General features: G+C 61.0%; 17 protein-coding genes. 11 read left to right on the top strand and 6 right to left on the bottom strand.

All coding sequences use genetic code 11. The features are described from left to right. Nucleotide 1: 1 nt before the first annotated feature. The 3 genes from KGB21_RS00085 to KGB21_RS00075 all read right to left on the bottom strand — a co-directional run bounded on the left by KGB21_RS00085 (nucleotide 2) and on the right by KGB21_RS00075 (nucleotide 3,445). Nucleotides 2-955: an alpha/beta hydrolase gene (locus tag KGB21_RS00085; protein WP_223502951.1), complete on the bottom strand. Its 954-nt coding sequence runs from the start codon at nucleotides 953-955 to the stop codon at nucleotides 2-4. 179 nt (nucleotides 956-1,134) lie between these two features. Beyond that, entirely contained in the window at nucleotides 1,135-2,133 is a 999-nt protein-coding gene (locus tag KGB21_RS00080) for an NAD(P)H-quinone oxidoreductase (protein ID WP_034147258.1), read from the bottom strand. 97 nt (nucleotides 2,134-2,230) lie between these two features. After that, nucleotides 2,231-3,445, bottom strand: coding sequence for a YbfB/YjiJ family MFS transporter (locus tag KGB21_RS00075; RefSeq protein ID WP_223502949.1), 1,215 nt, complete (start codon nucleotides 3,443-3,445; stop codon nucleotides 2,231-2,233). A gap of 112 nt (nucleotides 3,446-3,557) precedes the next feature. Between KGB21_RS00075 and KGB21_RS00070 the strand changes: the two genes are divergently transcribed. Further along, nucleotides 3,558-4,454: a LysR family transcriptional regulator gene (locus tag KGB21_RS00070; RefSeq protein ID WP_223502947.1), complete on the top strand. Its 897-nt coding sequence runs from the start codon at nucleotides 3,558-3,560 to the stop codon at nucleotides 4,452-4,454. A gap of 74 nt (nucleotides 4,455-4,528) precedes the next feature. On the opposite strand, the gene KGB21_RS00065 is transcribed toward KGB21_RS00070, so the two are convergent. Then, complete coding sequence (locus KGB21_RS00065) at nucleotides 4,529-5,251, bottom strand: pirin family protein (RefSeq protein ID WP_223502946.1); 723 nt, start codon at nucleotides 5,249-5,251, stop codon at nucleotides 4,529-4,531. Nucleotides 5,252-5,555: 304 nt separating this feature from the next. On the opposite strand from KGB21_RS00065, the gene KGB21_RS00060 reads away from it, so the two are divergent. Further along, the gene (locus KGB21_RS00060) at nucleotides 5,556-6,506 is read left to right on the top strand and encodes a GlxA family transcriptional regulator (protein ID WP_223502944.1); all 951 of its coding nucleotides are present in this window, start codon (nucleotides 5,556-5,558) and stop codon (nucleotides 6,504-6,506) included. Between the two features lie 160 nt (nucleotides 6,507-6,666). Beyond that, complete coding sequence (locus KGB21_RS00055) at nucleotides 6,667-8,151, top strand: ATP-binding protein (protein ID WP_223502943.1); 1,485 nt, start codon at nucleotides 6,667-6,669, stop codon at nucleotides 8,149-8,151. Here the strand turns inward: KGB21_RS00055 and KGB21_RS00050 are convergent. After that, nucleotides 8,116-10,920, bottom strand: coding sequence for an ATP-binding protein (locus KGB21_RS00050; RefSeq protein ID WP_223502942.1), 2,805 nt, complete (start codon nucleotides 10,918-10,920; stop codon nucleotides 8,116-8,118). The two genes, KGB21_RS00055 and KGB21_RS00050, sit on opposite strands and share 36 nt — an antisense overlap. A gap of 366 nt (nucleotides 10,921-11,286) precedes the next feature. Here KGB21_RS00050 and KGB21_RS00045 point away from each other — a divergent pair, with 366 nt between their 5' ends. From KGB21_RS00045 to KGB21_RS00035, 3 genes are all read left to right on the top strand, one after another. Next, nucleotides 11,287-11,862 (top strand): flavodoxin family protein, encoded by a 576-nt coding sequence (locus KGB21_RS00045; protein WP_223502941.1) that lies wholly within the window; start codon nucleotides 11,287-11,289, stop codon nucleotides 11,860-11,862. 36 nt (nucleotides 11,863-11,898) lie between these two features. Next, nucleotides 11,899-12,723 (top strand): alpha/beta fold hydrolase, encoded by an 825-nt coding sequence (locus tag KGB21_RS00040; protein ID WP_034147250.1) that lies wholly within the window; start codon nucleotides 11,899-11,901, stop codon nucleotides 12,721-12,723. 74 nt (nucleotides 12,724-12,797) lie between these two features. Beyond that, nucleotides 12,798-14,240 (top strand): catalase, encoded by a 1,443-nt coding sequence (locus KGB21_RS00035; protein WP_223502940.1) that lies wholly within the window; start codon nucleotides 12,798-12,800, stop codon nucleotides 14,238-14,240. An 823-nt stretch (nucleotides 14,241-15,063) separates the two neighbouring features. Here the strand turns inward: KGB21_RS00035 and KGB21_RS00030 are convergent. After that, entirely contained in the window at nucleotides 15,064-15,465 is a 402-nt protein-coding gene (locus KGB21_RS00030) for a helix-turn-helix domain-containing protein (RefSeq protein ID WP_223502939.1), read from the bottom strand. A 157-nt stretch (nucleotides 15,466-15,622) separates the two neighbouring features. On the opposite strand from KGB21_RS00030, the gene KGB21_RS00025 reads away from it, so the two are divergent. From KGB21_RS00025 to KGB21_RS00005, 5 genes are all read left to right on the top strand, one after another. Continuing rightward, on the top strand, nucleotides 15,623-16,543 hold the full coding sequence (locus KGB21_RS00025; protein WP_223502938.1) for a LysR family transcriptional regulator: 921 nt from the start codon (nucleotides 15,623-15,625) through the stop codon (nucleotides 16,541-16,543). A gap of 1,386 nt (nucleotides 16,544-17,929) precedes the next feature. After that, nucleotides 17,930-18,541: an antibiotic biosynthesis monooxygenase gene (locus KGB21_RS00020; protein WP_223502937.1), complete on the top strand. Its 612-nt coding sequence runs from the start codon at nucleotides 17,930-17,932 to the stop codon at nucleotides 18,539-18,541. Beyond that, nucleotides 18,538-20,376 carry an amidohydrolase gene (locus tag KGB21_RS00015; protein WP_223502936.1) on the top strand — a complete coding sequence of 613 codons (1,839 nt, stop codon included), beginning with the start codon at nucleotides 18,538-18,540 and terminating at the stop codon, nucleotides 20,374-20,376. Before KGB21_RS00020 ends, KGB21_RS00015 begins: the two co-directional genes overlap by 4 nt. Nucleotides 20,377-20,460: 84 nt before the next feature. Then, nucleotides 20,461-21,087, top strand: coding sequence for an isochorismate family cysteine hydrolase YcaC (gene ycaC, locus KGB21_RS00010; protein WP_034147244.1), 627 nt, complete (start codon nucleotides 20,461-20,463; stop codon nucleotides 21,085-21,087). Between the two features lie 379 nt (nucleotides 21,088-21,466). Then, the gene (locus KGB21_RS00005) at nucleotides 21,467-22,363 is read left to right on the top strand and encodes a LysR family transcriptional regulator (protein WP_034151235.1); all 897 of its coding nucleotides are present in this window, start codon (nucleotides 21,467-21,469) and stop codon (nucleotides 22,361-22,363) included. Nucleotides 22,364-22,592 lie beyond the last annotated feature (229 nt).

Genomic DNA, 22,592 nt, shown 5'->3' with positions numbered 1-22,592 from the left:
CTCAGGAGTCCTGAATGCCTCGTGAACCTGTCGGCCCGGCGATCTGTGGTTTGGCTCGCATCAAGCCCTCGATGGCCTGGCGATATTGAGAGCCACCCAGGCTCATACTGTTGTTGTGCGTCCCGCCAGGAACCAGCAACAGTCGCTTGGGCTCGTTGGCCGCATTGAACAACTGCTGGCTGAATCGCGATGGCATGAACGGATCGGCCAAACCGTGGACCACCAACAGCGGCATGTCGATGTCGACGATCTTGTCGATGGAGTCGAATTTCTGCGACAGCAGCCAGCGCACCGGCAACCAGTTCACGGGCAGATTGTTGCCGGCGACTTCCGCCACGGCATCGCCCAGCGAGGTGAAGGTGGATTCGATCACCAGGCCGCGCACCGGCACGGCGACGTGCTCTTTTTTTGCCTGCGCCGCCAGGTCCGCGGCGAGATCGATGGCGACCGCGCCGCCCAGTGAGTGGCCGTAGATCAGGCGCTTGCTGGCGTCCGGTTGCATCGCGGTGAAGCGCTCCCAGGCGGCTCGGGCGTCTTCATAAACACTGGCCTCCGACGGCAAATCACCTTTGCTTTGGCCAAACCCGCGGTAGTCGATCGCCAGCACCGAATAGCCCATGGCGCGCAGTTGCTCGATGCGGAACGCCTGGCCGGTGAGATTCCAGCGCACGCCGTGCAGGTACAGGATCGATGGCGCATCGCGACGCGCAGCCGGCCACCACCAGGCATGCAGGTTTTGCCCGGCCTTGAAACTGGCAGGCTTGATGTCGAATTCCTGAACGTCCTGGGGCAAACCGCGATACCAGCCCGCCGTGCCCGGTTCAATGCGGAACAACAACTCGCGTTCCTTGTACTTGAGCGCGCCGCAACTCACGGGCAGGCCGACGACCAGCGCGGCCATGCACAGTAGCGGCAGCCAGCGTTGGCGCAGACGAGTGAGGAGGGCAGTGGGCATCGGGTGGTCCATTGGAACAGACATGAAGTTCGCGTTTTAACAGATGCGTGCGCGGGGCGGGGAAAAATGCGACTTGTGGGAGTGAGCCTGCTCGAGATGAGGCCGTGACATTCAACCTTCATGGCGACTGCCAGTCCGCCATCGCGAGCAGGCTCGCTCCTACAGGTTTTGCGTAGGTATCAATCTACGCGCAACACGATCTTGCCGATGTGGTCGCCCGCTTCCATTCGGGCATGGGCCTGCGACGCTTCGGTGAGTGCGTATACCTTGTCGATGATCGGCAGGCAACGCCCGGCCGCCAGCACTGGCCATACGTATTCGCGCAACTGTTCGGCAATCGACGCTTTTTCTTCCCGGGTGCGCGAGCGCAGCAGCGAACCCGTCACCACGGCGCGTTTGGCCATGATCGCCAGCAGGTCAATGTCCTTGGCGTGAGCGCCACCCAGGAAGCCCAGCATCACCAGTCGACCCTCCATGCTCAATGCCGCGATATTCTGGTTCAGGTACGAACCGCCCATGATATCGAGGATGACATTGACGCCCTTGTTGGCGGTTTTTTCCTGAATGACCTGAACGAAATCCTGATCGCGATAGTTGATCGGCTCGGCCCCCAACTGGCGGATCACCGCACACTTTTCCTCACTGCCCGCCGTGGCGAATGCCTTGACGCCAAACTCGCGGCACAGCATCAACGCAGTGGTGCCGATGCCGCTGGTGCCGCCGTGAATCAGCGCTCGCTGGCCTTTACTGGCGCCGCCCATCTCGAACAGATTGGCCCACACGGTGAAAAAAGTTTCCGGGATCGCGGCGGCTTGCACCCAGTCCATGCCTTCGGGAGTTGATAGGGTCTGGCTGGCCGGGACCGCGCAATATTGGGCATACCCGCCACCATTGGTCAGCGCACAGACCTTGTCGCCTTCGATAAAGTCGCTGACGCCTGCGCCAACGGCGACCACTTCACCGGCCACTTCCAGGCCCGGGTTCGGGTTCATGCCGGGTTTCATCGGGTACTTGCCCGCGCGTTGAAGCACGTCGGGGCGATTGACGCCGGCAGCGTGCACGCGGATCAGCACTTCACCAGCGTCTGGTGTAGGAACCGGTACCTGGCGTGGTTGCAGGACATCAGGAGCACCGGGTTGGGTGATTTCGATCAGGGTCATGTCTTTAGGTAAGTTCATTTCGTATACCTGAGGAGAAGTGTTGTGTAGATAAGACCGCGCGTTCGCGCGGAGAATCAAAAGATCGCAGCCTGCGGCAGCTCCTACAGGGAAATCTTCATGGGCAACTGGCCTGAACAAGTTGCTCGGGACGATTCAATAAGCGCACACCCAACTCCAACAACAACGCGACAACAATCGCCCCGGCCGCAATCACGAACATCAACGCATGATGACCACCGCTGGCATTGAACAGCGCGGAGTAAGCGAACCCGGAAATGGCCTGGAAGGTGGCGAAGGACACCGTTGCGCGACTCCACACGACCTGTTGCTGATGGTGCCCGGGGACCAGTTCGTGAACCCGAGCCAAGGCCAGCGGCACGATGCCCGGTGGGAACGAACCGAGGATCACCGCCAGCGACGCCAATGCCGCGAAGGAGTTGCAGATTGACAGCAGACCCACGGCAATCGCCTGAACGACCAGCACCAGGCGAATACTCGGCCTCGCCCCCAGTTGATCCGCCAGAAAGCCATAACTCACCGGCCCGACAATCGCGCCGATGCCGTACATCACCCAAATCAGCGCGCCGACGTGTTGCCCGGCGCCGAGGCCGCGAGCCACGTAATCCACCAGGAACACCATGGCCGGTACCAGTCCTGCCGCCATGAGCGCGTACTGGGCAAACAGCAGATAGACACCGGGGTTTGTCCTGGTCGACGCGACATCGGCCGTTGTTGTCGTCGTTGCATGGGGCGTAGCCGACGGCCAGCCAAACCAGCTGATGGCGGTCAGGATCAGCGCCAGCAAGCCGAGGCCGAGCCAGGTTTGTTGCAAGCCCAGGGTCAATAGCGGCGGGACAATCGTCCCGGACCCGGCAATGCCCAGCCCTATGCCGAGAAAGATCGCGCCACTGGCCAAGCCTTTGCGCGAGGCCGGCACATGCGGCAACACCGTCGCCGCCACCAGCACCATGATCGCGCCACCGGCAATGCCCGAGAGCAAACGCCAGCCGAAAAACCAGCTCACCGACAACGGATACGCACAGGCGAAAAACGACAATGTCACTGCCAGCATCATCAGCCGCAGCGCGGTTTTGTTGGACGTCCCTCGTGCCAACGGGTGGCCGATCAGTGCACCGATGAGGTAGCCCACCAGGTTGGCGGCGCCGAGGTACACCACGTCGCTGGCGGAAAACCAATGGGCCTGGATCAGTGACGGAATCAGCGGTGTATAGGCAAAACGCGCCAGGCCGATGCTGACCAGGCTGGCGCTGAGACCGGCGAATATGGGCAGCCAGATTGCGCTGCGTGGGTTGTGCGTTGCGCTGGGCATGAGGGGCGTCCTGCAGGTTTGATTGGAGCCCAGCATAACGAGGTTTATTGATGCGCCGGCGCAGCGATTTCACGCTACAGTGATGCATAAATGCATCATTGAGGAGAGGCCAATGAATTGGGATGACGCACGGGTATTCCTGGCGGTCTGCCGCGAATCAACGTTGCGCGGCGCAGCGCGGGTGCTGGGTGTCGATCAGGCCACTGTCGGCCGGCGCATTACGGCGCTGGAAAAATCATTGAGCGCGACGTTGTTCCTGCGCACTTCCGAAGGCTATGCACTGACTGCGGTGGGCGAGGCGGCGATGCGCGCCATCGAGAAAATGGAGCATTCCGCACTGGACCTTGAGCGGCGTATCCAGGGCCTCGATGATCGGCTGACGGGCACCGTGCGGGTGACCACCACCGACTCCATGGCCATCGACTTCCTGATCCCGGCCATCGCTCGTTTGCATCAGCGTCACCCCGACGTGCGGGTGCAGCTGGACGCTTCGACACAAATTCTCAGCCTGGCCAAACGCGAAGCCGACATCGCCGTTCGCAATACCCGGCCAGAGAACCCTGACCTTATCGCCCGGCGAATCGCTCGTTGGCCGGTGGGCCTGTTCGCCTCGCAAGCCTACGTGGATGCCCATGGTGTGCCCGAGCCGGGATCGGCGTTCGAAGGGCATGATCTGGTGGTGTATCAGCCGTATTTGCAGAGTGGCAAGGACCTGACGCTGGTCAGCGAACCGCCGGGTCGCGGGCGGATTGTTGCCAGCCTGAGTTCCGGCCTGCTGGTGCGTCGCTCCATTGCCGCGGGGATCGGGATCGGGGAAATTCCGGTGTACGTGGGGGAGAAGGATGGACTGGTGAGGTTGTGGCCGGAGCGCACCCGGCCGCTGCCTTATGACGTGTGGCTGGTGACTCACGCGGATTTGCGGCATACGGCGCGGGTTCGCGTGGTGATTGATGAGATTGTCGAAGGCTTTTGTGGGAGCGAGCCTGCTCGCGATGGACTTCAACGATAACGCGTGCTCTCTGGAAACAACGCGTTTTCATTACTTCCATCGCGAGCAGGCTCGCTCCTACAAGGGCCGGTTGCTTATGGCATTTCCGGCAGCTCTTGCGGACGCAGATCGAACACCAATACTTCGGCATCTACCCCGTTGCTCAGGGTCAGCAACTGTTCTTCGCGAACCCGCACGCCGTCGCCTTCCTGCAAGGCCACGCCGTTCAGTTCGACCCGACCGCGAGCCACATGCACATAGGCATAGCGATTGGCAGCCAGTTCCAGCGTGGCGCTCTCCTTGCCATCGATCAGGCCGGCATACACCCGCGCGTCCTGGCGGACTTTCAGCGAACCCTTGGCGCCGTCGGGGGAGATGATCAATTGCAGGCGACCGCGCTTTTTCTGCGTGCTGAAATGTTCTTGCTGATAGCGGGGTTTGGCACCGCTGACGTCCGGGACGATCCAGATTTGCAGAAAGTGCACGGGCCGCGAGTCCGAGTGGTTGTATTCGCTGTGCGCCACGCCGCTGCCGGCACTCATCAACTGCACATCGCCGGGACGGATCACCGAGCCGGTGCCCAATGTGTCCTTGTGTTCCAGTGCACCTTCGAGCACGTAGGAGAAAATCTCCATGTCGCGGTGCGGGTGCTGGCCGAAACCTTTACCGGCCGCCACGCGGTCATCATTGATCACCAGCAGATCGGAAAAACCCTGTTCTTTCGGGTTGCGATAGCTGGCGAAGGAAAAGGTATGGAACGACTTCAGCCAACCGTGATTGGCCAGGCCACGATCCGATGCTTTGCGAAGGGTCAGCATGATGAAATCTCCTGTGGGGACGTTGATTCGTCCGAGTGAGGAGAAGATTAATGGTTACTGGTGGGTGTAATAAGTAGATGGAAATTGAAATACTGTCTCCTTCAGGTTGACAGTAATGAACGACGACGCTGACGCTACACTTCGCCATAATGCCCATCAATGCCGAACACATAATCTGTAGGGGCGTGGCTTGCCCGCGATGGCGGCCTCGCAATCGATGCAAATCCCGCTGGCCCCATCGCCAGCAAGCCGGCTCCTACAGGAATGGGTGTTTTTTTCCTAAGATTCCAGTGATTTTGAACCCATGAAAACCGTGGCAATGGTGCTGTTTCCCGACTTTCTCCTGCTCGACATGGCCGGTCCGATGGAGGTGTTTTCCATCGCCAACCGCTATCTCAAACCCGACGACCATTATGTGCTGACGACCCTTGGCACCGTGCCCGGCGCACTGCGGGCGTCCAATGGCGTGAGGGTGCTTGCCGATATGCCTGTCGATCAGGCTTGTGACGGCTTCGATCTGCTGCTGGTGCCAGGCGGCCCCGGTGCCTACAACGAAAAACATCCGCCGTTGCTCGAGTGGCTCAAGCACAACGTCACTCGATCGACGACTTATGGCTCGATCTGCACCGGTGCGTTTGTGCTGGGCCACGCCGGTTTACTCGATGGCTACCGCGTGACCACCCATTGGCATTACACCGAACGATTGATCAAGGCATTCCCCACGGCGACGGTCGAGACCGATCAGATTTACGTTCAGGACCGCAATCTCATCACGTCCGGCGGCGTCACCGCCGGCATTGACCTGGCGCTGGCCGTGGTCGCTGCAGACCATGGCAAGAAAGTCGCTCAGGACGTCGCGAAGGTGTTGCTGGTGGTGATGAAACGCCAGGGTGGCCAGGCGCAGTTCAGCCCGTTGATGGCCGCGGTAGCCCCGCATGAAACGGCGATCACCCGGGTGCAGAACCATGTGCTCGAACACCTGGACGAAGCCTTCAGCATCGAACGCATGGCCAGTCTGGCCAACATGAGCCCCCGTCATTTCGCCAGGGTCTTTTCCCGGGAAGTGAACATGACGCCCATGGAGTTTCTGCAAAACGCACGCATCGACTGCGCCCGAAACCTGCTGGAAACCGGTGACTTGCCGCTCAAGACCGTAGCGTTCAAAAGCGGCTTCGGCAGCGTGCGGCACATGCGTTTTCTGTTCAGTGAAAAGCTCGGCCTGACCCCGACCCAGTACCGCGAGCAATTCAGCTAGCGCCTTTGTCCGTTGTGCGCACCGTAATGACCGTGACGCTCCCCACGTGGTGGTTGAACCGTCACCGGGGGCTGCCAAGATACCTGTGAACTCATTGCAAGGAAGGTACGGAGCCTGGATGGCCTCGCGTGCCGAGCAGGTTTCCAGCGGGTGACGACGCATGAATAGCCTCAGAGATTTCAACAGCGACACGGTGCTGCACTTCGGCCCCTTCGCGTTCCACGTCAATCAACGACTGGTGCTGGAGGGCGATCAGCCGCTGCGCCTGGGCGGGCGCGCGCTGGATATCTTGCAGGTGCTGGTCGAGCATGCAGGCTCGGTGGTCAGCAAAGACGAACTGATTGCGCAGGTCTGGCCGAAGTCGGTGGTCGAGGAAATCAACCTGCGCGTGCACATTGCCGCCCTGCGTCGAGCCTTTCGTGACGGACAGAACGGGCAATGCTACATCGTCAATATCCCCGAGCGTGGTTACAGCTTCGTCGCGCCGGTGCAGCAGGCGATGGAGATCACGCCTTTCGCCATCGACACTCTTCATAAAATTCCGCACAACCTGCCGGCGCGACTCACGCCGGTTACCGGTCGTGATGCCGTTGTTGGCAGTCTGGTGCGGCAGTTGCCGGCACGCCGTTTCATGACCGTGGTCGGGCCGTGTGGCATCGGCAAGACCACCGTTGCTTTGCGTGTCGCCGAATTGCTCTTGCAGCACTATCGCGATGGCGTGTGGCGGGTGGATATGGCGATGATCGATGACCCGGCGCAGGTGCTCGATCATCTGACGCGTACATTGGAATTGGACGTCGGCACTACCCTCGACACGCTGGGGCAATGGCATGCGTTGCTGGTCCTCGACAATTGCGAGCGCCTGCTTGAAGGCTGCCGGACACTGGTCGAAGGGTTACTGATTTCAGCACCTCATCTGTCGATTCTCGCCACCAGCCGTGAACCGTTACTGGCCAACAACGAAACACTCCTGCCTTTGCCGCCGCTGCTGGTGCCACCGACGTCAGCCTTGCGCAGTATTGACGAGGTCATGGGCTATTCAGCTGTGCAGTTGTTCGTCAGCCGTGCCCGCGCCCGTCAGCACGGCTTTGCCCTGCGCGAGCAAGACCTTAAGGTCGTGCGCGAAATCTGTCGGCGACTCGATGGCTTGCCCTTGGCGATTGAGCTGGCGGCGGCACAGATCGACGCGTTGGCGCTGGTGGGCCTGCAAGCGCAACTGGATAACTGTTTTCAGATGCTGACCCAGGGGCGGCGCACGGCAGTCCCACGACATCAGACTCTGAAAGCGGCTCTCGACTGGAGCTATGAGCGGCTGAGTCCCATGGAGCAAACCGTGTTGCAGCGCCTGGCGGTATTCAAATCGGCGTTCACCGTGGACGCGGCGATGGGCGTGATCAGTTGTGCGACGCTGGGGTCCTCCAGTCTGATCAGCGTGATGGAGGGTCTGGTGTTCAAATCGCTGCTGTCGCTTGAGCTAGTCCGCGGCGTGACCCGCTACCGTTTCCTCAATACCACTCGCTGTTATGCGCTGGAAAAACTCGAACAAAGCGGAGCCTTGCGCACCTTTGAAATGCGCTACGCCGGCTACGTCAGTCACACACGCCGGCCATCAAACCGGCATGTGACCTTGCAGCTCGCCGAGTAAACATTTCACGGCGACCAGGTCCGGCGTGGCGTGGCCTTCGGTGAATCGCTGGTAGATCGGCGTCAGCAACACATGGGCTTGCCGGTAGCGGCCCTGACGCTGCCAAAGCCGCGCCAGCGAGGTGGCACTGCGCAGTTCCCAGGCCAGGGCGCCTTGGGCTTTCGCCACGTTGAGTGCCTTGAACAGCACGGTTTCGGCGGCACAATGTCTGATCGGGCAATCCGCGGCCAACAGCGCATCGGTGCTGGCGCGCAGAATCTCCGCGGTGCTCCAGCCCGCCGCGCCGCTCTCGGCGCGTTGCAGCAAATCATAATCGACGAAGCCGCTGTCGAGGGTGACCATGATGTCCTTGACCAAACCCATCTGCGGACGAGGAAGCGCATCTGCCTCGGCACCGTCGATGACCTGTGCGTAGTGCCGGGCCCAAGTGTAGAAAAGCAGCACCGAATGTTTCTGTGCTTGCTCCAGCAGCAGGCGCAAGAGTTCGCGGGCGGTTCGGCTGTCGCCGTTGTAATGGGCGATCAGGCAGCCTGACAGTGCCAGTGTGTAGCAGATGGACGAGCCGTGGTTGATCTGCAGCGCAATGTCCAGCGCCTGCCGGGCAGTACGCCAGGCTTGTTCCGGTTGGCCCTGTATCCAGAGGATGCGGGCAAGGATGGTCAGGGCGGCGACGCTCTGGTCGTATTGCACGCCAAACCCGTGGGTGAAGCGGTTGAGATGGCCGCTGTGGGCCATGCGCTGGATCACCTCTTCGGCGTTCATCCGCGCCCGGTGCTGATCGCCGGCAAAGTGCAGGGTCAGCACGCGCAAGCGATGGGCGCTCAAGGACAGTGCTGCATCGCCTTGCGGCCCCAGTCGGTCGAATTGTTCGCTCTGTTCCAGGGCCATTTGATAGTGGCCGCAACCGAGGTTGACCGCCAGGTGCCCGGAGACAGCGCGAAGTTTTCCGGCCAGGTCATTGCAGTGATTGGCCAGGGTATGGGCACTGACAAAGGCTTCGATGGTTTCGGTTGTGCCGCCGTTGGTGTGGTAACAGGTGCTGCCGAGGGCCAGTTTCAAGGTCATTTTCAGACGTGGGCAGGTCTCGGGCGCAACGTCGAGGAGCGCCAGCGCCTTGCGCACATAACCGCCGTACTCGTTGAGCAGCGACAGTTCCTGCCACAGCGGCGTGGACGTTGCGGTCAGGCGGATTGCCAGCGCATGCGGCCCTTGTGCAGACAGCCCCCAGTCGAGCGCCGCACGGATGTCTTCAAGGCTGCGCGCGTAACGATCTATCCATACACCGGTGGGGATGTGTTCCCAGTCGTTTTGCGCCTGCTGCATTAGCGTCAGACACCGTTCGGCGTGGCGTTTGCGGGCGGCAGGCAGTTCGTCGGTCTGTTCGAGTTTTTCCAGGGCATAGCGGCGGGTGGTGTCGAGCAGACGGTAGAACACCTCTTCGTCGCCGACGTCCACGCTCAGCAGCGACTTGGCCACCAGTTGCGTGATGGAGCCGAACACTTCTCGCGGTTCGATGTGTTCGCCAACGATCACCGCCGCCGCCGATTCCAGGGTAAAGCCACCGCGAAAGATGCCCAGTCGACGCAGGCAGGTTTGTTCACAGGCATTGAGCAGTTTGAAGCTCCAGTCCAGCGTTGTGCGCAGGGTTTGATGTCGGCCCAAGGGCGACTGGCTGCTGTGGGCAAGCAGCCGAAAACTTTCTTGCAACTGCGTCAGCAAACCGCTGAGGCCAAGGTTCGCGACTTGCGCAGCCGCCAGTTCCAGAGCCAGCGGAATACCGTCGAGGCGCCGGCAGATATCGATGACCAGCGGCAATTCGGCATCGGTCAATTCAAAGCTGTCATGGCTGGCCATGGCCCGTTCGACGAACAATTGCGGTGCGGAAAAACTCAAGGCCTGGGCGCGGTCCAGCACGGCAATCGGTGGGGGGCAGTCCAGTGACTCCAGGCGCTGGACGAATTCGCCTTCGGCTCGCAAGCTCTCGCGACTGGTGGCCAGGATATGCAGCTGCGGCGCGCCACGCAGCAGGCTTTCACAGAGCAGTGCCACGCTGTCGATCAGGTGCTCGCAATTGTCGATAACCAGCAACATCTGCCGTTCGCGCAGGAACGTGGCGAGGCTGTTCAGCGGTTCACCGTCGTGCAGAGACAGGTCGAGCAACGTCGCCAGTTGACCGGTGATCACCGCAGGATCGTTGATCGGCGCCAGGTCCAGCAGGCGAATACCGTCGCGGTAGCGGCCGATCAATTGCTCGGCGACGCGCAGGGCGACGGTGGTTTTGCCGATGCCGCCGGGACCAACGAGGGTGATGAAGCGCTGGCGCGGCAATTGCGCCACCAGACTGTCGACCAGCACCTGGCGACCGATCAGGCGGGTGTGGCGCAAGGGCAGGTTATGGCCGTTCGATTCAATAGCGCCCTGTTGCGGGCCTTGCTCGATGTGCTCCAGCGAGCACGGCGCGACAAAGCTGTAGCCACGTTGGGCCACGGTGACGATGTAACGCTGGCCGGCCTGACCGTCGCCGAGGGCTTTGCGCAGGGCAGCCATATGCACCCGCAGGTTGATCTCTTCGACCACGCTGTCGGGCCAGATTTCGGCGATCAGCTGTTGTTTGCTGACAACTTTTCCGGCGTGTTCCAGCAGGATCAACAGGATGTCCATGGCTCGCCGGCCCAGGCGCAAGGGCCGATCGGATTCCATCACCAGACGTTGTCCGGGATAGATCTTGTAGGGGCCGAAATGCACAGCCTGTTCGGGGACAAGGGTCAACGGGGTGCTCCTGTATGCATGCGTCTGGACCGTGGTTTTCGAGCATATTCCTCAGGTTTTTGCTGCTGTGCAATGTGCTGCGCGGGTGACGGTCGGCCGCGCCCATTGAATGACGCGTATCAGGCAATCACTCGCGGTCCCGTGAACATTGGACGAGAACGCAGAACCCGGGCTGTCAGGATTTTTAGCATGGCATGGAAAATTAACAACGTTTAACTCGTCGTGCGTCCGCTCTGGACAAAGACTCCCACCTGTAGGAGCTGCCGCAGGCTGCGATCTTTTGATCCTGTTTTTAAAAAACCACATCAAAAGATCGCAGCCTGCGGCAGCTCCTACAGGGATTTTGTATGTCTGGAGGACGCCGGAATGAGCAGGGTGGTGGTGGTTTATCACAGTGGTTACGGACACACCCGAGTCATGGCCGAAGCCGTCGCCCTGGGTGTGGAACGGCACGCGGGCAGCACCTGCCGGCTCATTGCGGTGGAAGACGTGAACGAACACTGGGCGTGTTTGCACCACGCCGACGCGATCATTTTCGGCGCGCCGACCTACATGGGCAGCGCTTCGGCGGCCTTCAAGACCTTCATGGAGGCCACGGCGGCGTTTTACCTGGCGCAACCGTGGCGCGACAAACTGGCCGCCGGCTTCACCAATTCCGGCAGCCTGTGCGGCGACAAACTCAACACCTTGCTGCAAATGGCGGTGTTCGCCGCCCAGCATTCGATGATCTGGGTCGGCCTCGACCTATTGCCCGCGCGCTCCGCCACGGGCGTGTTCGACGGGCAGATGAACCGGCTGGGCAGTTCGTTGGGCGCCATGGCCCAGTCCAATGTCGAGCAGTCCCCCGATCTGGCCCCGCCCGCCGAGGACCGCTGCACCGCCGCGCACCTCGGCGAGCGCGTGGCGCGGCTGGCCGAGCGCATGGGCCACGGATCCGATTAATTCACCCCCCACCTCACAAAAAAAGGAGCACGCCACATGAGCACGTTCACCACCCGCGACGGCACCGAGATTTACTTCAAGGACTGGGGCACCGGTCAGCCGATCATCTTCAGCCACGGCTGGCCGCTGAATGCCGACAGCTGGGAATCGCAGATGTTTTTCCTCGCCTCCCAGGGTTACCGCGTGATTGCCCACGACCGCCGTGGGCATGGTCGGTCCAGTCAACCGTGGTTCGGCAACGACATGGACACCTACGCCGATGACCTCGCACAACTGATCGAACACCTGGATTTGCACAACGTTGTGCTGTTCGGCTTCTCCACCGGTGGCGGCGAAGTGGCGCGTTACATCGGTCGTCACGGCACCGGTCGGGTAGCCAAGGCCGGGCTGATTTCCTCGGTGCCGCCGCTGATGCTCAAGACCGAAGCCAATCCCGGCGGCCTGCCGATCGAAGTGTTCGACGGCATTCGCCAGGCGTCGGTGGTGGATCGCTCGCAGCTGTACAAGGACCTCGCCAGCGGGCCGTTCTTCGGCTTCAACAAGCCTGGCGCCAAACCGTCCCAGGGCATGATCGACTGGTTCTGGATGCAGGGCATGACCGCTGGCCACAAAAACGCCTATGACTGCATCAAGGCCTTTTCGGAAACCGACTTCACCGAAGACCTGAAGAAATTCGACGTGCCGACATTGGTGGTGCACGGCGACGCCGACCAGGTGGTGCCGATCGAAGCAGCAGGCATCGCTTCGGCAGGATTGGTGAAAGGTTCTACGCTGAAGGTCTACCCCGGCGCGCCCCATGGCTTGACTGACACCCACAAGGATCAGCTCAACGCCGATCTGCTGGCGTTTTTGAAGGGTTGACGTACCCCGGCGCGGGCGTAGATCCGCGCCGGACCTTGCTCCTGATGAGCAACCATCCATCGAGAAGAAGGCCCATGAAAAAGCTGACCAATGCCACCGGCGCCCCGGTGGCCGACAACCTCAATATCCAGACTGCCGGGCCCCGTGGTCCGGCGCTCTTGCAAGACATCTGGTTGCTGGAAAAGCTCGCCCATTTCGACCGTGAATTGATCCCCGAACGGCGCATGCACGCCAAGGGCGCTGGCGCCTACGGCACCTTCACTGTGACCAATGACATCACCCGATACACAAAAGCCAACATTTTCAGCTCAGTGGGCAAGCAGACGCCGTTGTTCGTGCGTTTTTCTTCGGTGGCCGGTGAACGCGGCGCTGCGGATGCCGAGCGCGACATCCGTGGTTTCGCGGTGAAGTTCTACACCGACGAAGGCAACTGGGACATTGTGGGCAACAACACCCCGGTGTTTTTCTTCCGCGACCCGTTGCGTTTTTCCGACCTCAACCACGTGGTCAAGCGCGACCCGCGCACCGGCCTGCGCAACGCCACCAGCAACTGGGATTTCTGGAGCCTGCTGCCCGAGGCGCTGCACCAGGTCACCATCGTCATGAGTGATCGCGGGATTCCTACCAGTTTCCGCCACATGCACGGCTTCGGCAGTCACACCTTCAGCTTGATCGACCGTGACAACCAACGGGTCTGGGTGAAGTTTCATTTTGTCTGTCAGCAAGGCATTGAAAATCTTTCGGATGCCGAGGCTGCCGTGGTGGTCGGCAAGGACCGTGAAAGCAATCTGCGGGACTTGTACGAGAGCATCGAGCAGGGGCATTTCCCGCGCTGGAAGCTGTGCATTCAGGTCATGACCGAAGAGCAGGCTAACACCTGGCGGCACAACCCGTTCGACTTGACCAAGGTCTGGCCCCACGGTGATTTTCCGCTGATTGAAGTCGGCACCATGGAGCTCAATCGCAATGCCGAAAACCACTTTGCCGAAATCGAGCAAGCGGCGTTTTCCCCGGCCAACGTGGTGCCCGGCGTCAGTTTCTCGCCGGACCGCATGCTCCAGGCGCGGCTGTTTTCCTATGGGGATGCCCAGCGTTATCGACTGGGGGTGAACTTCAATCACATTCCGGTCAACGCGCCGCGCTGCCCGCATCACAGCTATCACCGCGACGGCGCCATGCGCACCGACGGCAACCTGGGCGGCACTGCCAGTTATTTTCCGAACAGTGTTGGCGAGTGGGAGGATTCCAAGGAGCTGTCTGAGCCGCCGCTGCCGCTGGAAGGCTTTGCCCAGCACTACGACCATCGGCTCGAAGAGGACCACTACGAGCAGCCAGGCAACCTGTTCCGCCTGCTCGACCCGGCGCGCCAGCAATTGCTGTTCGAAAACACCGCGCGGGCCATGAACGGCGTGCCGCAACTGATCCGCCAGCGGCATATCGATAATTGCACCAAGGCTGATCCGGCTTATGGACGTGGCGTGGCCGAGGCGTTGGAGCGCCTTGTTCCGTTGGGCTAAAAAACACACATGACCCGTAGGAGCCGGCTTGCTGGCGATGGCGCCCGTGAAAACGCCATCGCCGGCAAGCCGGGCTCCTACAGGTTTTGCGGTGATCCGCACATCCAAACACACCCCGATCCTGTAGGAGCCGGCTTGCTGGCGATAGCGCCCGTGAAAACGCCATCGCCAGCAAGCCGGGCTCCTACAGGTTTTGTGGCGATCCGCAAATCCAAACACACCTCCGATCCGTAGGAGCCGGCTTGCTGGCGATGGCGCCCGTGAAAACGCCATCGCCGGCAAGCCGGGCTCCTACAGGTTTTGCGTTAACCCAAAATCCCGAACACGCCCCGATCCGTAGGAGCCGGCTTGCTGGCGATGGCGCCCGTGAAAACACCATCGCCGGCAAGCCGGGCTCCTACAGGTTTTGCGTCAACCCAAAATCGCGAACACGCCCCGATCCGTAGGAGCCGGCTTGCTGGCGATGGCGCCCGTGAAAACGCCATCGCCGGCAAGCCGGGCTCCTACAGGTTTTGCGGTGATCCGCACATCCAAACACACCCCGATCCTGTAGCAGCCGGCTTGCTGGCGATAGCGCCCGTTAAAACGCCATCGCCGGCAAGCCGGGCTCCTACAGGTTTTGCGTTAACCCGCAAATCCAAACACACCCCGATCCTGTAGGAGCCGGCTTGCTGGCGATGGCGCCCGTGAAAACACCATCGCCGGCAAGCCGGGCTCCTACAGGTTTTGCGTCAACCCAAAATCCCGAACACGCCCCGATCCGTAGGAGCCGGCTTGCTGGCGATGGCGCCCGTGAAAACGCTATCGCTGGCAAGCCGGGCTCCTACAGGGCGCGTACTTCCCGACAACGCCAGGCAAACGGGTTGATGCCTTCGCTGCGGGTGAACATGTGGCAAAAGTGCGCCTGGTCGCAGAAGCCGCATTCGAGGCTGATTTGCGTCAGGCTCAGGTCGGTGTGCCGGATCAGCAGCTTGGCCCGGGCGATGCGTTGTTGGCGAATCCATTCCTGAGGCGAACTGCCGGTGCTGCACTTGAACGCACGGGAGAAATGGCTGCGCGACAACGAACAAGCCTGCGCCAGTTCGGTCACTTGCAGGGTTTCGCCGAGGCGATCAAGGATCAGTCGTTTCACCAGCCTTTCACGCTGCGGACTGAGGCCGCTGGCGTTTTTTCCTGGTGTTTCTGCGACTGTCGCGCGGGCGGCGTTTTGCTGGAATTGAGCCATGGCGAATGTCCGAGTCGGTAGGATTCATTCTTGAACCCCAGGGCATTGGCTAGCGAGTTAAACGTTGTTAATTCCTCGTCCATGGCGGGCAGTCTGGCGAAAAGTCAGACACAATCGTTGCCCTCGCGCCTGGCCATCACACAAGGGAACCGTGCCTATGAACCGAAACGATTTGCGTCGCGTCGACATGAACCTGCTGGTGATTTTCGAAGCGCTGATGTTCGAGAAGAACCTGACCCGCGTCGCGGAAAAACTGTTCATGGGCCAACCGGCGGTGAGCGCCGCGCTGGGCCGTTTGCGCGATCTGTTCGACGATCCGCTGCTGTTGCGCAACGGTCGCGGCATGGAGCCGACCGGGCGGGCACTGGCGATTCTCAAGGAGCTGCAACCGGCGATGGACACCATCTCCGGCGCGGTCAGTCGGGCCAAGGAGTTTGATCCGGCGACCAGTTGCGATGTGTTTCGCATTGGCCTGTCGGACGATGCCGAGTTCGGTTTGTTCCCGCCACTGCTGAGCAAGCTGCAGGAAGAAGCGCCAGGCATTGTCGTGGTGGTACGGCGGGCCAATTATTTGCTGATGCCGGCGTTGCTGGCGTCGGGGGAAATCTCTGTGGGCGTCAGCTACACCACTGACTTGCCGGCCAATGCCAAGCGCAAGAAACTGCGTGATATTCCCTGCAAAGTGCTGCGCGGCGACAAGCGCCCGGGGACGCTGACCCTGGATGAGTATTGTGAGCGGCCCCATGCGATGGTGTCGTTTTCCGGGGATCTGAGCGGCAATATCGATCTGGATCTGGCCAAGGTTGGCCGGACCCGCCGGGTGGTGTTGGGAGTTCCCCAGTTCAGCGGTTTGCGCGCGTTGCTCGCCGGGACCGAGATGATTGCCACGGTGCCGGATTATGCGGCTTGCGCATTGGTGGAGGGGTGTGGGTTGCGGGCTGAAGATCCGCCGTTCGAGATTGAAGCGGCGCAGTTGTCGATGGCGTGGAGTGGGGTGCATGACAAAGATCCGGCGGAGCGGTGGTTGCGCTCTCGGATCAGTCAGTTCATGTCGGAGCCGGTGGCGGTTTTGGCTTGAACGTGGCGGCCTTTGGGCCGACCAGGTTCTTGGTTGGTTGAGTGCATATCCGTTGCTGCGGTAACGGCTACTTAGGGTTCCGCTCTTACAGCGGGTTACTTGGAAAAGCGCCAAGTAACCAAGCGCTCTTGCCTCTGTCGTTCGGTGCCTCGCTGTGGCTCGGCATGCCCTCGCTCCGATCCTGCTCCGTGGGCCCGCCGCCATCGGCCATCCATGGCCGGGGGCGGCTACCGCGGCATCCTTGCCGCGGTGCCCACTGCGCAGAACCTCCACTCGGCCTCTCGATGGGGCGTACACCTCAAGATCAAAAGCTGCAGGCGAGCTAACGCTCGGCCTGATGAGTGGTGAAGAACGGAAAAGAGTACGCCACGTTGCTCTTGCTCTTCTGTAGGAGCTGGCTTGCCAGCGATAGCGGTCTGACAGTCACTTCAAGGGTGTCTGACAATCCGTCATCGCTGGCAAGCCAGCTCCTACAGGGCACTTGTATCGATCGAAATATATGGCCAACACCACCAATCACTGTAGGAGCTGGCTTGCCAGCGATGGCGGCTGACAGCCGACCAGATTTTCACGGAAGTCCCCAATCCCTGTGGGAGCTGGCCTGCCAGCGATAGCGGCCTTCCAGGCAACCATTCACTCACGAATGCCCCCGATCCACTGTAGGAGCTGGCTTGCCAGCGATGGCGGCTGACAGCCGACCAGATTTTCACGGAAGTCCCCAATCCCTGTGGGAGCTGGCCTGCCAGCGATAGCGGCCTTCCAGGCAACCATTCACTCACGAATGCCCCCGATCCACTGTAGGAGCTGGCTTGCCAGCGATGGCGGCTGACAGCCGACCAGATTTTCACGGAAGTCCCCAATCCCTGTGGGAGCTGGCCTGCCAGCGATAGCGGCCTTCCAGGCAACCATTCACTCACGAATGCCCCCGATCCACTGTAGGAGCTGGCTTGCCAGCGATGGCGGCTGACAGCCGACCAGATGTTCACGGAAGTCCCCAATCCCTGTGGGAGCTGGCCTGCCAGCGATAGCGGCCTTCCAGGCAACCATTCACTCACGAATGCCCCCGATCCACTGCAGGAGCTGGCTTGCCAGCGATGGCGGCCTGACAGCCGACCAGATTTTCACGGAAGTCCCCAATCCCTGTAGGAGCCGGCTTGCTGGCGATGGCGGACTGTCATTCAACAGCAATGTCGACTGACTCCCCACCCTCCCGATCAATCTCATTCCTACAAGCATCTATGCTGTCCTGTGGACCCGGGGCCTCTCGCAAAAACAGCACGTACATTCAATTTTTTCCTTCCCCACCCCGGCACTATCCAAACCAATACGGCGATCAATGCCCTGTTTTTTGTTCGCCCCAATATTGTCTCGCCGGAGCCCTCCGATATGCCTGATTCCAATTTGCCCGACTCGCCGGCAAGGGGTTTCGAAGAAGTCGTGACCCTCGTCATCAAGCACCGGGTCAAGTCCGGTTTTGAAGCGCCTTATGAAGCCTGGCTGCGCAACATTGTCGGCGTCGCCGGTCAGCAGGAGGGTCACCTGGGCGTGGACGTGATGCGCGGCAAGAATGCCGGCCTCGACTCTTACACCTGCGTCTTGCGTTTTTGCTCCACCGAGGCGATGCAGCGCTGGCTCGATTCGCCGCAACGCCAGGCGCTGGTCAGTGAAGCCACGCCGATGTTGGCCGACGGCGATCAGACCGAGGTCAACCCGGCCAACGAATTCTGGTTTACCCCACAGACCGAATCGGGTTCGCCACCGCCGCGCTGGAAGCAGGCCGTGGTCACGCTGTTGGTGATTCTGCCGCACACGTTGCTGGTGCCGCTGCTCTGGGGGCCGTTGTTGCAACTCAACGCCGTGCTCTCCAACTACGTGGTCGCGACATTCCTGATCACCCTGACCATCGTGCTGTCGGTGGTGTACCTGTTCATGCCGATGGCGACGCGCTTGTTCGCGCCCTGGCTGTCTTCTTCTACTGCGCCCAAGGAAACGCGATGAACGCCGATCTGATTCTGTTCAATGGCCAATTTCATACCGTTGACCGTGAGAACCCATATGCCAGTGCGGTCGCTATCCGTGATGGTCGCTTTGTCGCGGTGGGCAGCGATGCCGAGGCCATGGCGTTGCGTGGTTCCGGTACGCAAGTGATCGATCTCAAGGGCCGCTGCGTGATTCCGGGTCTCAACGACTCGCACTTGCACCTGATTCGTGGCGGTTTGAATTACAACCTCGAACTGCGCTGGGAAGGCGTGCCGTCGCTGGCCGATGCCTTGCGCATGCTCAAGGATCAGGCCGACCGCACGCCGACGCCGCAGTGGGTGCGCGTGGTCGGTGGCTGGAATGAATTCCAGTTCGCCGAAAAACGCATGCCGACGCTCGAAGAGTTGAACCAGGCCGCGCCCGATACCCCGGTGTTTGTCCTGCATTTGTATGACCGCGCCTTGCTCAACCGCGCCGCGCTGCGGGTCGCCGGTTACACCCGCAACACGCCGAACCCGCCGGGTGGTGAGATCGTGCGGGACTCGAACGGTGAGCCAACCGGCATGCTGGTGGCGCGACCCAACGCGATGATTCTCTACTCGACGCTGGCCAAGGGACCGAAGTTGCCGCTGGAGTATCAGGTCAACTCGACGCGTCAGTTCATGCGCGAACTCAATCGCCTCGGCTTGACCAGCGCCATCGACGCCGGTGGCGGTTTCCAGAATTACCCGGACGATTATCAGGTGATCGAACAGTTGGCCAAGGACCAGCAACTGACCGTGCGCATCGCCTACAACCTGTTCACCCAGAAGCCCAAGGAAGAACTGACCGATTTCAAGAACTGGACCAGCAGCGTGACCCTGCATCAGGGCGATGACTACCTGCGCCACAACGGCGCCGGGGAAATGCTGGTGTTCTCCGCGGCGGATTTCGAAGACTTCCTCGAACCGCGTCCGGACCTGCCGCAAACCATGGAAGACGAACTCGAACCGGTGGTGCGCCATCTGGTCGAGCAGCGCTGGCCGTTCCGTTTGCACGCCACTTACAACGAATCCATCAGCCGCATGCTCGACGTGTTCGAAAAGGTCAATCGCGACATTCCGTTCAACGGTTTGCCGTGGTTCTTCGACCACGCCGAAACCATCACCCCGCAGAACATCGAGCGGGTGAGGGCGCTGGGGGGCGGCATCGCGATTCAGGATCGCATGGCCTTCCAGGGTGAGTATTTCGTCGAGCGTTATGGCGCCAAGGCGGCCGAAGCCACACCACCGATCAAGCGCATGCTCGCCGAAGGTATACCAGTCGGCGCCGGCACCGACGCCACGCGGGTGTCCAGCTACAATCCTTGGACTTCGTTGTACTGGATGGTCAGCGGTCGGACGGTCGGCGGTCTGGCGTTGCACGCCGAGGGCTTGTCGCGCCTGACCGCGCTGGAATTGTTCACCCACGGCAGCGCCTGGTTTTCCTCCGAGCAGGGCAAGAAAGGCCAGATCAAGGTTGGGCAACTGGCCGACGTGGCGGCATTGAGCGCGGACTTTTTCAGCGTCGAGGAAGAAGCGATCAAATGGATCGAGTCGGTGCTGACCGTGGTCGGCGGCAAGGTGGTGTACGCCGCCGGCGACTTCGAAAAACTCGGACCGGCCAGTGTACCGGTGCTGCCGGACTGGTCGCCGGTGGTGAAAGTGCCGGGGCATTGGCGGCCGAATTCGCCGTTGCAGGCGCAGGTTCACCAGTGCAGTGGACCTTGCAAGGTGCACTCTCACAGTCATGAGCGGGCGCGTCTGTCGAATGCGCCGGTCAGTGATTTCGCGGGTTTCTGGGGCGCCTTTGGCTGCTCGTGCTTTGCCTTCTGAAGAATACAAAAAAGCGTCGGGGCCAACGCCTGCAGTGGCCGGCACCGGCGCAATCAGCGACAACCATCCATCAAGGAGTTTTTTATGAGCAATGTTCCGTACAAACGCCTGAACAAAGACGATGCCGTGGTCTTGCTGGTCGACCACCAGACCGGTCTGATCTCGCTGGTTCAGGACTTCACGCCCAACGAGTTCAAGAACAACGTGTTGGCCTTGGGTGACATCGCCAAGTTCTTCAACCTGCCGACCATTCTCACCACCAGTTTCGACAGCGGTCCGAACGGCCCGATCGTGCCAGAGCTCAAAGCACAGTTCCCGGACGCGCCGTTCATTGCGCGCCCTGGCCAGATCAACGCCTGGGACAACGAAGACTTCGTCAAGGCCGTGAAGGCCACCGGTCGCAAGCAACTGATCATCGCCGGTGTGGTAACCGACGTGTGCGTGACGTTCCCGACCCTGTCGGCTTTGGCCGAAGGTTTTGATGTGTTTGTGGTGACCGACGCTTCCGGCACCTTCAACACCACCGTGCAACAAGCGTCCTGGGCGCGTATGTCGGCCGCGGGTGCACAACTGCTGAACTGGTTCTCCGTGGCTTGCGAACTGCAAGGCGACTGGCGCAACGACATGGAAGGCCTGGCCAACCTGCTGTCGGAGCGCATTCCGAACTACCGCAACCTGATCAACAGCTACACCACGTTTACTGCCAAGTAAGACCACAGTGCTCCCTCTGTAGGAGCCCGGCTTGCTGGCGATGGCGCCCGTGAAATCGCCATCGCCGGCAAGCCGGGCTCCCACAGGTTTTGCGTCAACCCAAATCCCGGGCACGCCCCGATCCGTAGGAGCCGGCTTGCTGGCGATGGCGCCCCTGAAATCGCCATCGCCGGCAAGCCAGGCTCCCACAGGTTTTGCGTCAACCCAAATTTCGCGCATGCGCCCCGATCCGTAGGAGCCGGCTTGCTGGCGATGGCGTCTCCAAAATCGCCATCGCCAGCAAGCCGGGCTCCTACAGGTTCTGCGTGGTTCATTTAATAGGGTGTCGAAACGGCAATAAGCCGCTATAAAGCGGGTGACTGTCAATCAAGGCATGACAATGAACCCGTTCGAAGATATGCGTATTTTTTGCCAGGTGATGGACTCGGGCAGCTTCACGGCGGCGGCTGATCAGTTGGGTCTTTCCAAGCAGTTTGTCAGTCGGCGCTTGATGCAACTCGAAGAGCGACTGGGCGTGCGCCTGCTCAATCGCTCGACCCGGCGGCTGGACGTTACGCCCCTGGGGCAGAGTTACTACGAATCGGCCTTGCGCTTGCTGGATGAAGTCGAGCAAGTGGAGCAGGGCATCGCCGGGCAGACCACCGAACCGCGCGGTACTGTCCGCGTAAGTGCGCCGCTGTCATTTGCGCTGGCGCATCTGGGATCTCTGCTGCCGCAGTTCTTGCAGCGCTACCGAGATGTCACGGTGGAAGTGGACTTGAGCGATCGCCCGGTGGATTTGCTCGGCGAAGGCTACGACCTGGCCCTGCGCATCGGCACGTTGGAGGACTCGACGCTGATCGCTCGGCGTATCGCCGCTATCCAGCGTGTCTACTGCGCCAGCCCGGATTACCTGGCCGAGCGAGGCACGCCGCTCAGACCCGAAGATTTACACCATCACGATTGCCTGCCTTACGGCCACGGGCGTCAGGTGCAATGGCGCTTCGAAGGGCAGGGCAAGCCGCTGCTGGTTAACGTCACCGGGCGGATGCGGGTCAACAATGGTGAGCTGCTCAAGGAGGCGGCGATTGCCGGGATGGGGATTACCTATTTGCCGACGTTTATCGTCGACTCGGCACTGGAGGAAGGGCGGCTGGTGCCGGTACTGGAGGCGTTTTGTCCGGAGCCGCTGACGCTGTCGGCGGTGTACCCACAACACCGTCAGGCGTCGCGACCGGTGCAGGCGCTGATTGAGTTTTTGCGGGAGCGTTTGGATCAGTCGGGGAGTGCGTTGTAGATCGGCGGTTCACACGTTCCACTGTAGGAGCGAGCCTGTTCGCGATGGCGCCGGGACATTCGACATTGACGTCGGCTGACCCTCCGCTATCGCGAGCAGGCTCGCTTGTATGTTTAGACTTGAAGGGGTGGGCGGGACTAAAAGCTCGATTCCGACTCTAGCCAGTACGGACCGTGGGAGACTTCTCGTCCCGCCCTTTCTACCCGAAGCGCCGATAAGGAATTCATCG

Origin of the sequence: Pseudomonas sp. GL-RE-29 (genome assembly GCF_019947275.1) — a bacterium.
Taxonomy (GTDB): Bacteria; Pseudomonadota; Gammaproteobacteria; order Pseudomonadales; family Pseudomonadaceae; genus Aquipseudomonas; species Aquipseudomonas fluorescens_A.
Note: the sequence above shows the minus strand (reverse complement) of the source record. Positions and strands in the feature narration are given on the sequence as shown.

Bases quoted from the DNA above. Each gene is read 5' to 3' on its own strand.
- KGB21_RS00085 (WP_223502951.1), bottom strand. From the start codon at position 955: ATGCCCACTGCCCTCCTCACTCGTCTGCGCCAACGCTGGCTGCCGCTA.
- KGB21_RS00080 (WP_034147258.1), bottom strand. From the start codon at position 2,133: ATGAACTTACCTAAAGACATGACCCTGATCGAAATCACCCAACCCGGT.
- KGB21_RS00075 (WP_223502949.1), bottom strand. From the start codon at position 3,445: ATGCCCAGCGCAACGCACAACCCACGCAGCGCAATCTGGCTGCCCATA.
- KGB21_RS00070 (WP_223502947.1), top strand. From the start codon at position 3,558: ATGAATTGGGATGACGCACGGGTATTCCTGGCGGTCTGCCGCGAATCA.
- KGB21_RS00065 (WP_223502946.1), bottom strand. From the start codon at position 5,251: ATGCTGACCCTTCGCAAAGCATCGGATCGTGGCCTGGCCAATCACGGT.
- KGB21_RS00060 (WP_223502944.1), top strand. From the start codon at position 5,556: ATGAAAACCGTGGCAATGGTGCTGTTTCCCGACTTTCTCCTGCTCGAC.
- KGB21_RS00055 (WP_223502943.1), top strand. From the start codon at position 6,667: ATGAATAGCCTCAGAGATTTCAACAGCGACACGGTGCTGCACTTCGGC.
- KGB21_RS00045 (WP_223502941.1), top strand. From the start codon at position 11,287: ATGAGCAGGGTGGTGGTGGTTTATCACAGTGGTTACGGACACACCCGA.
- KGB21_RS00040 (WP_034147250.1), top strand. From the start codon at position 11,899: ATGAGCACGTTCACCACCCGCGACGGCACCGAGATTTACTTCAAGGAC.
- KGB21_RS00035 (WP_223502940.1), top strand. From the start codon at position 12,798: ATGAAAAAGCTGACCAATGCCACCGGCGCCCCGGTGGCCGACAACCTC.
- KGB21_RS00030 (WP_223502939.1), bottom strand. From the start codon at position 15,465: ATGGCTCAATTCCAGCAAAACGCCGCCCGCGCGACAGTCGCAGAAACA.
- KGB21_RS00025 (WP_223502938.1), top strand. From the start codon at position 15,623: ATGAACCGAAACGATTTGCGTCGCGTCGACATGAACCTGCTGGTGATT.
- KGB21_RS00020 (WP_223502937.1), top strand. From the start codon at position 17,930: ATGCCTGATTCCAATTTGCCCGACTCGCCGGCAAGGGGTTTCGAAGAA.
- KGB21_RS00015 (WP_223502936.1), top strand. From the start codon at position 18,538: ATGAACGCCGATCTGATTCTGTTCAATGGCCAATTTCATACCGTTGAC.
- ycaC (WP_034147244.1), top strand. From the start codon at position 20,461: ATGAGCAATGTTCCGTACAAACGCCTGAACAAAGACGATGCCGTGGTC.
- KGB21_RS00005 (WP_034151235.1), top strand. From the start codon at position 21,467: ATGAACCCGTTCGAAGATATGCGTATTTTTTGCCAGGTGATGGACTCG.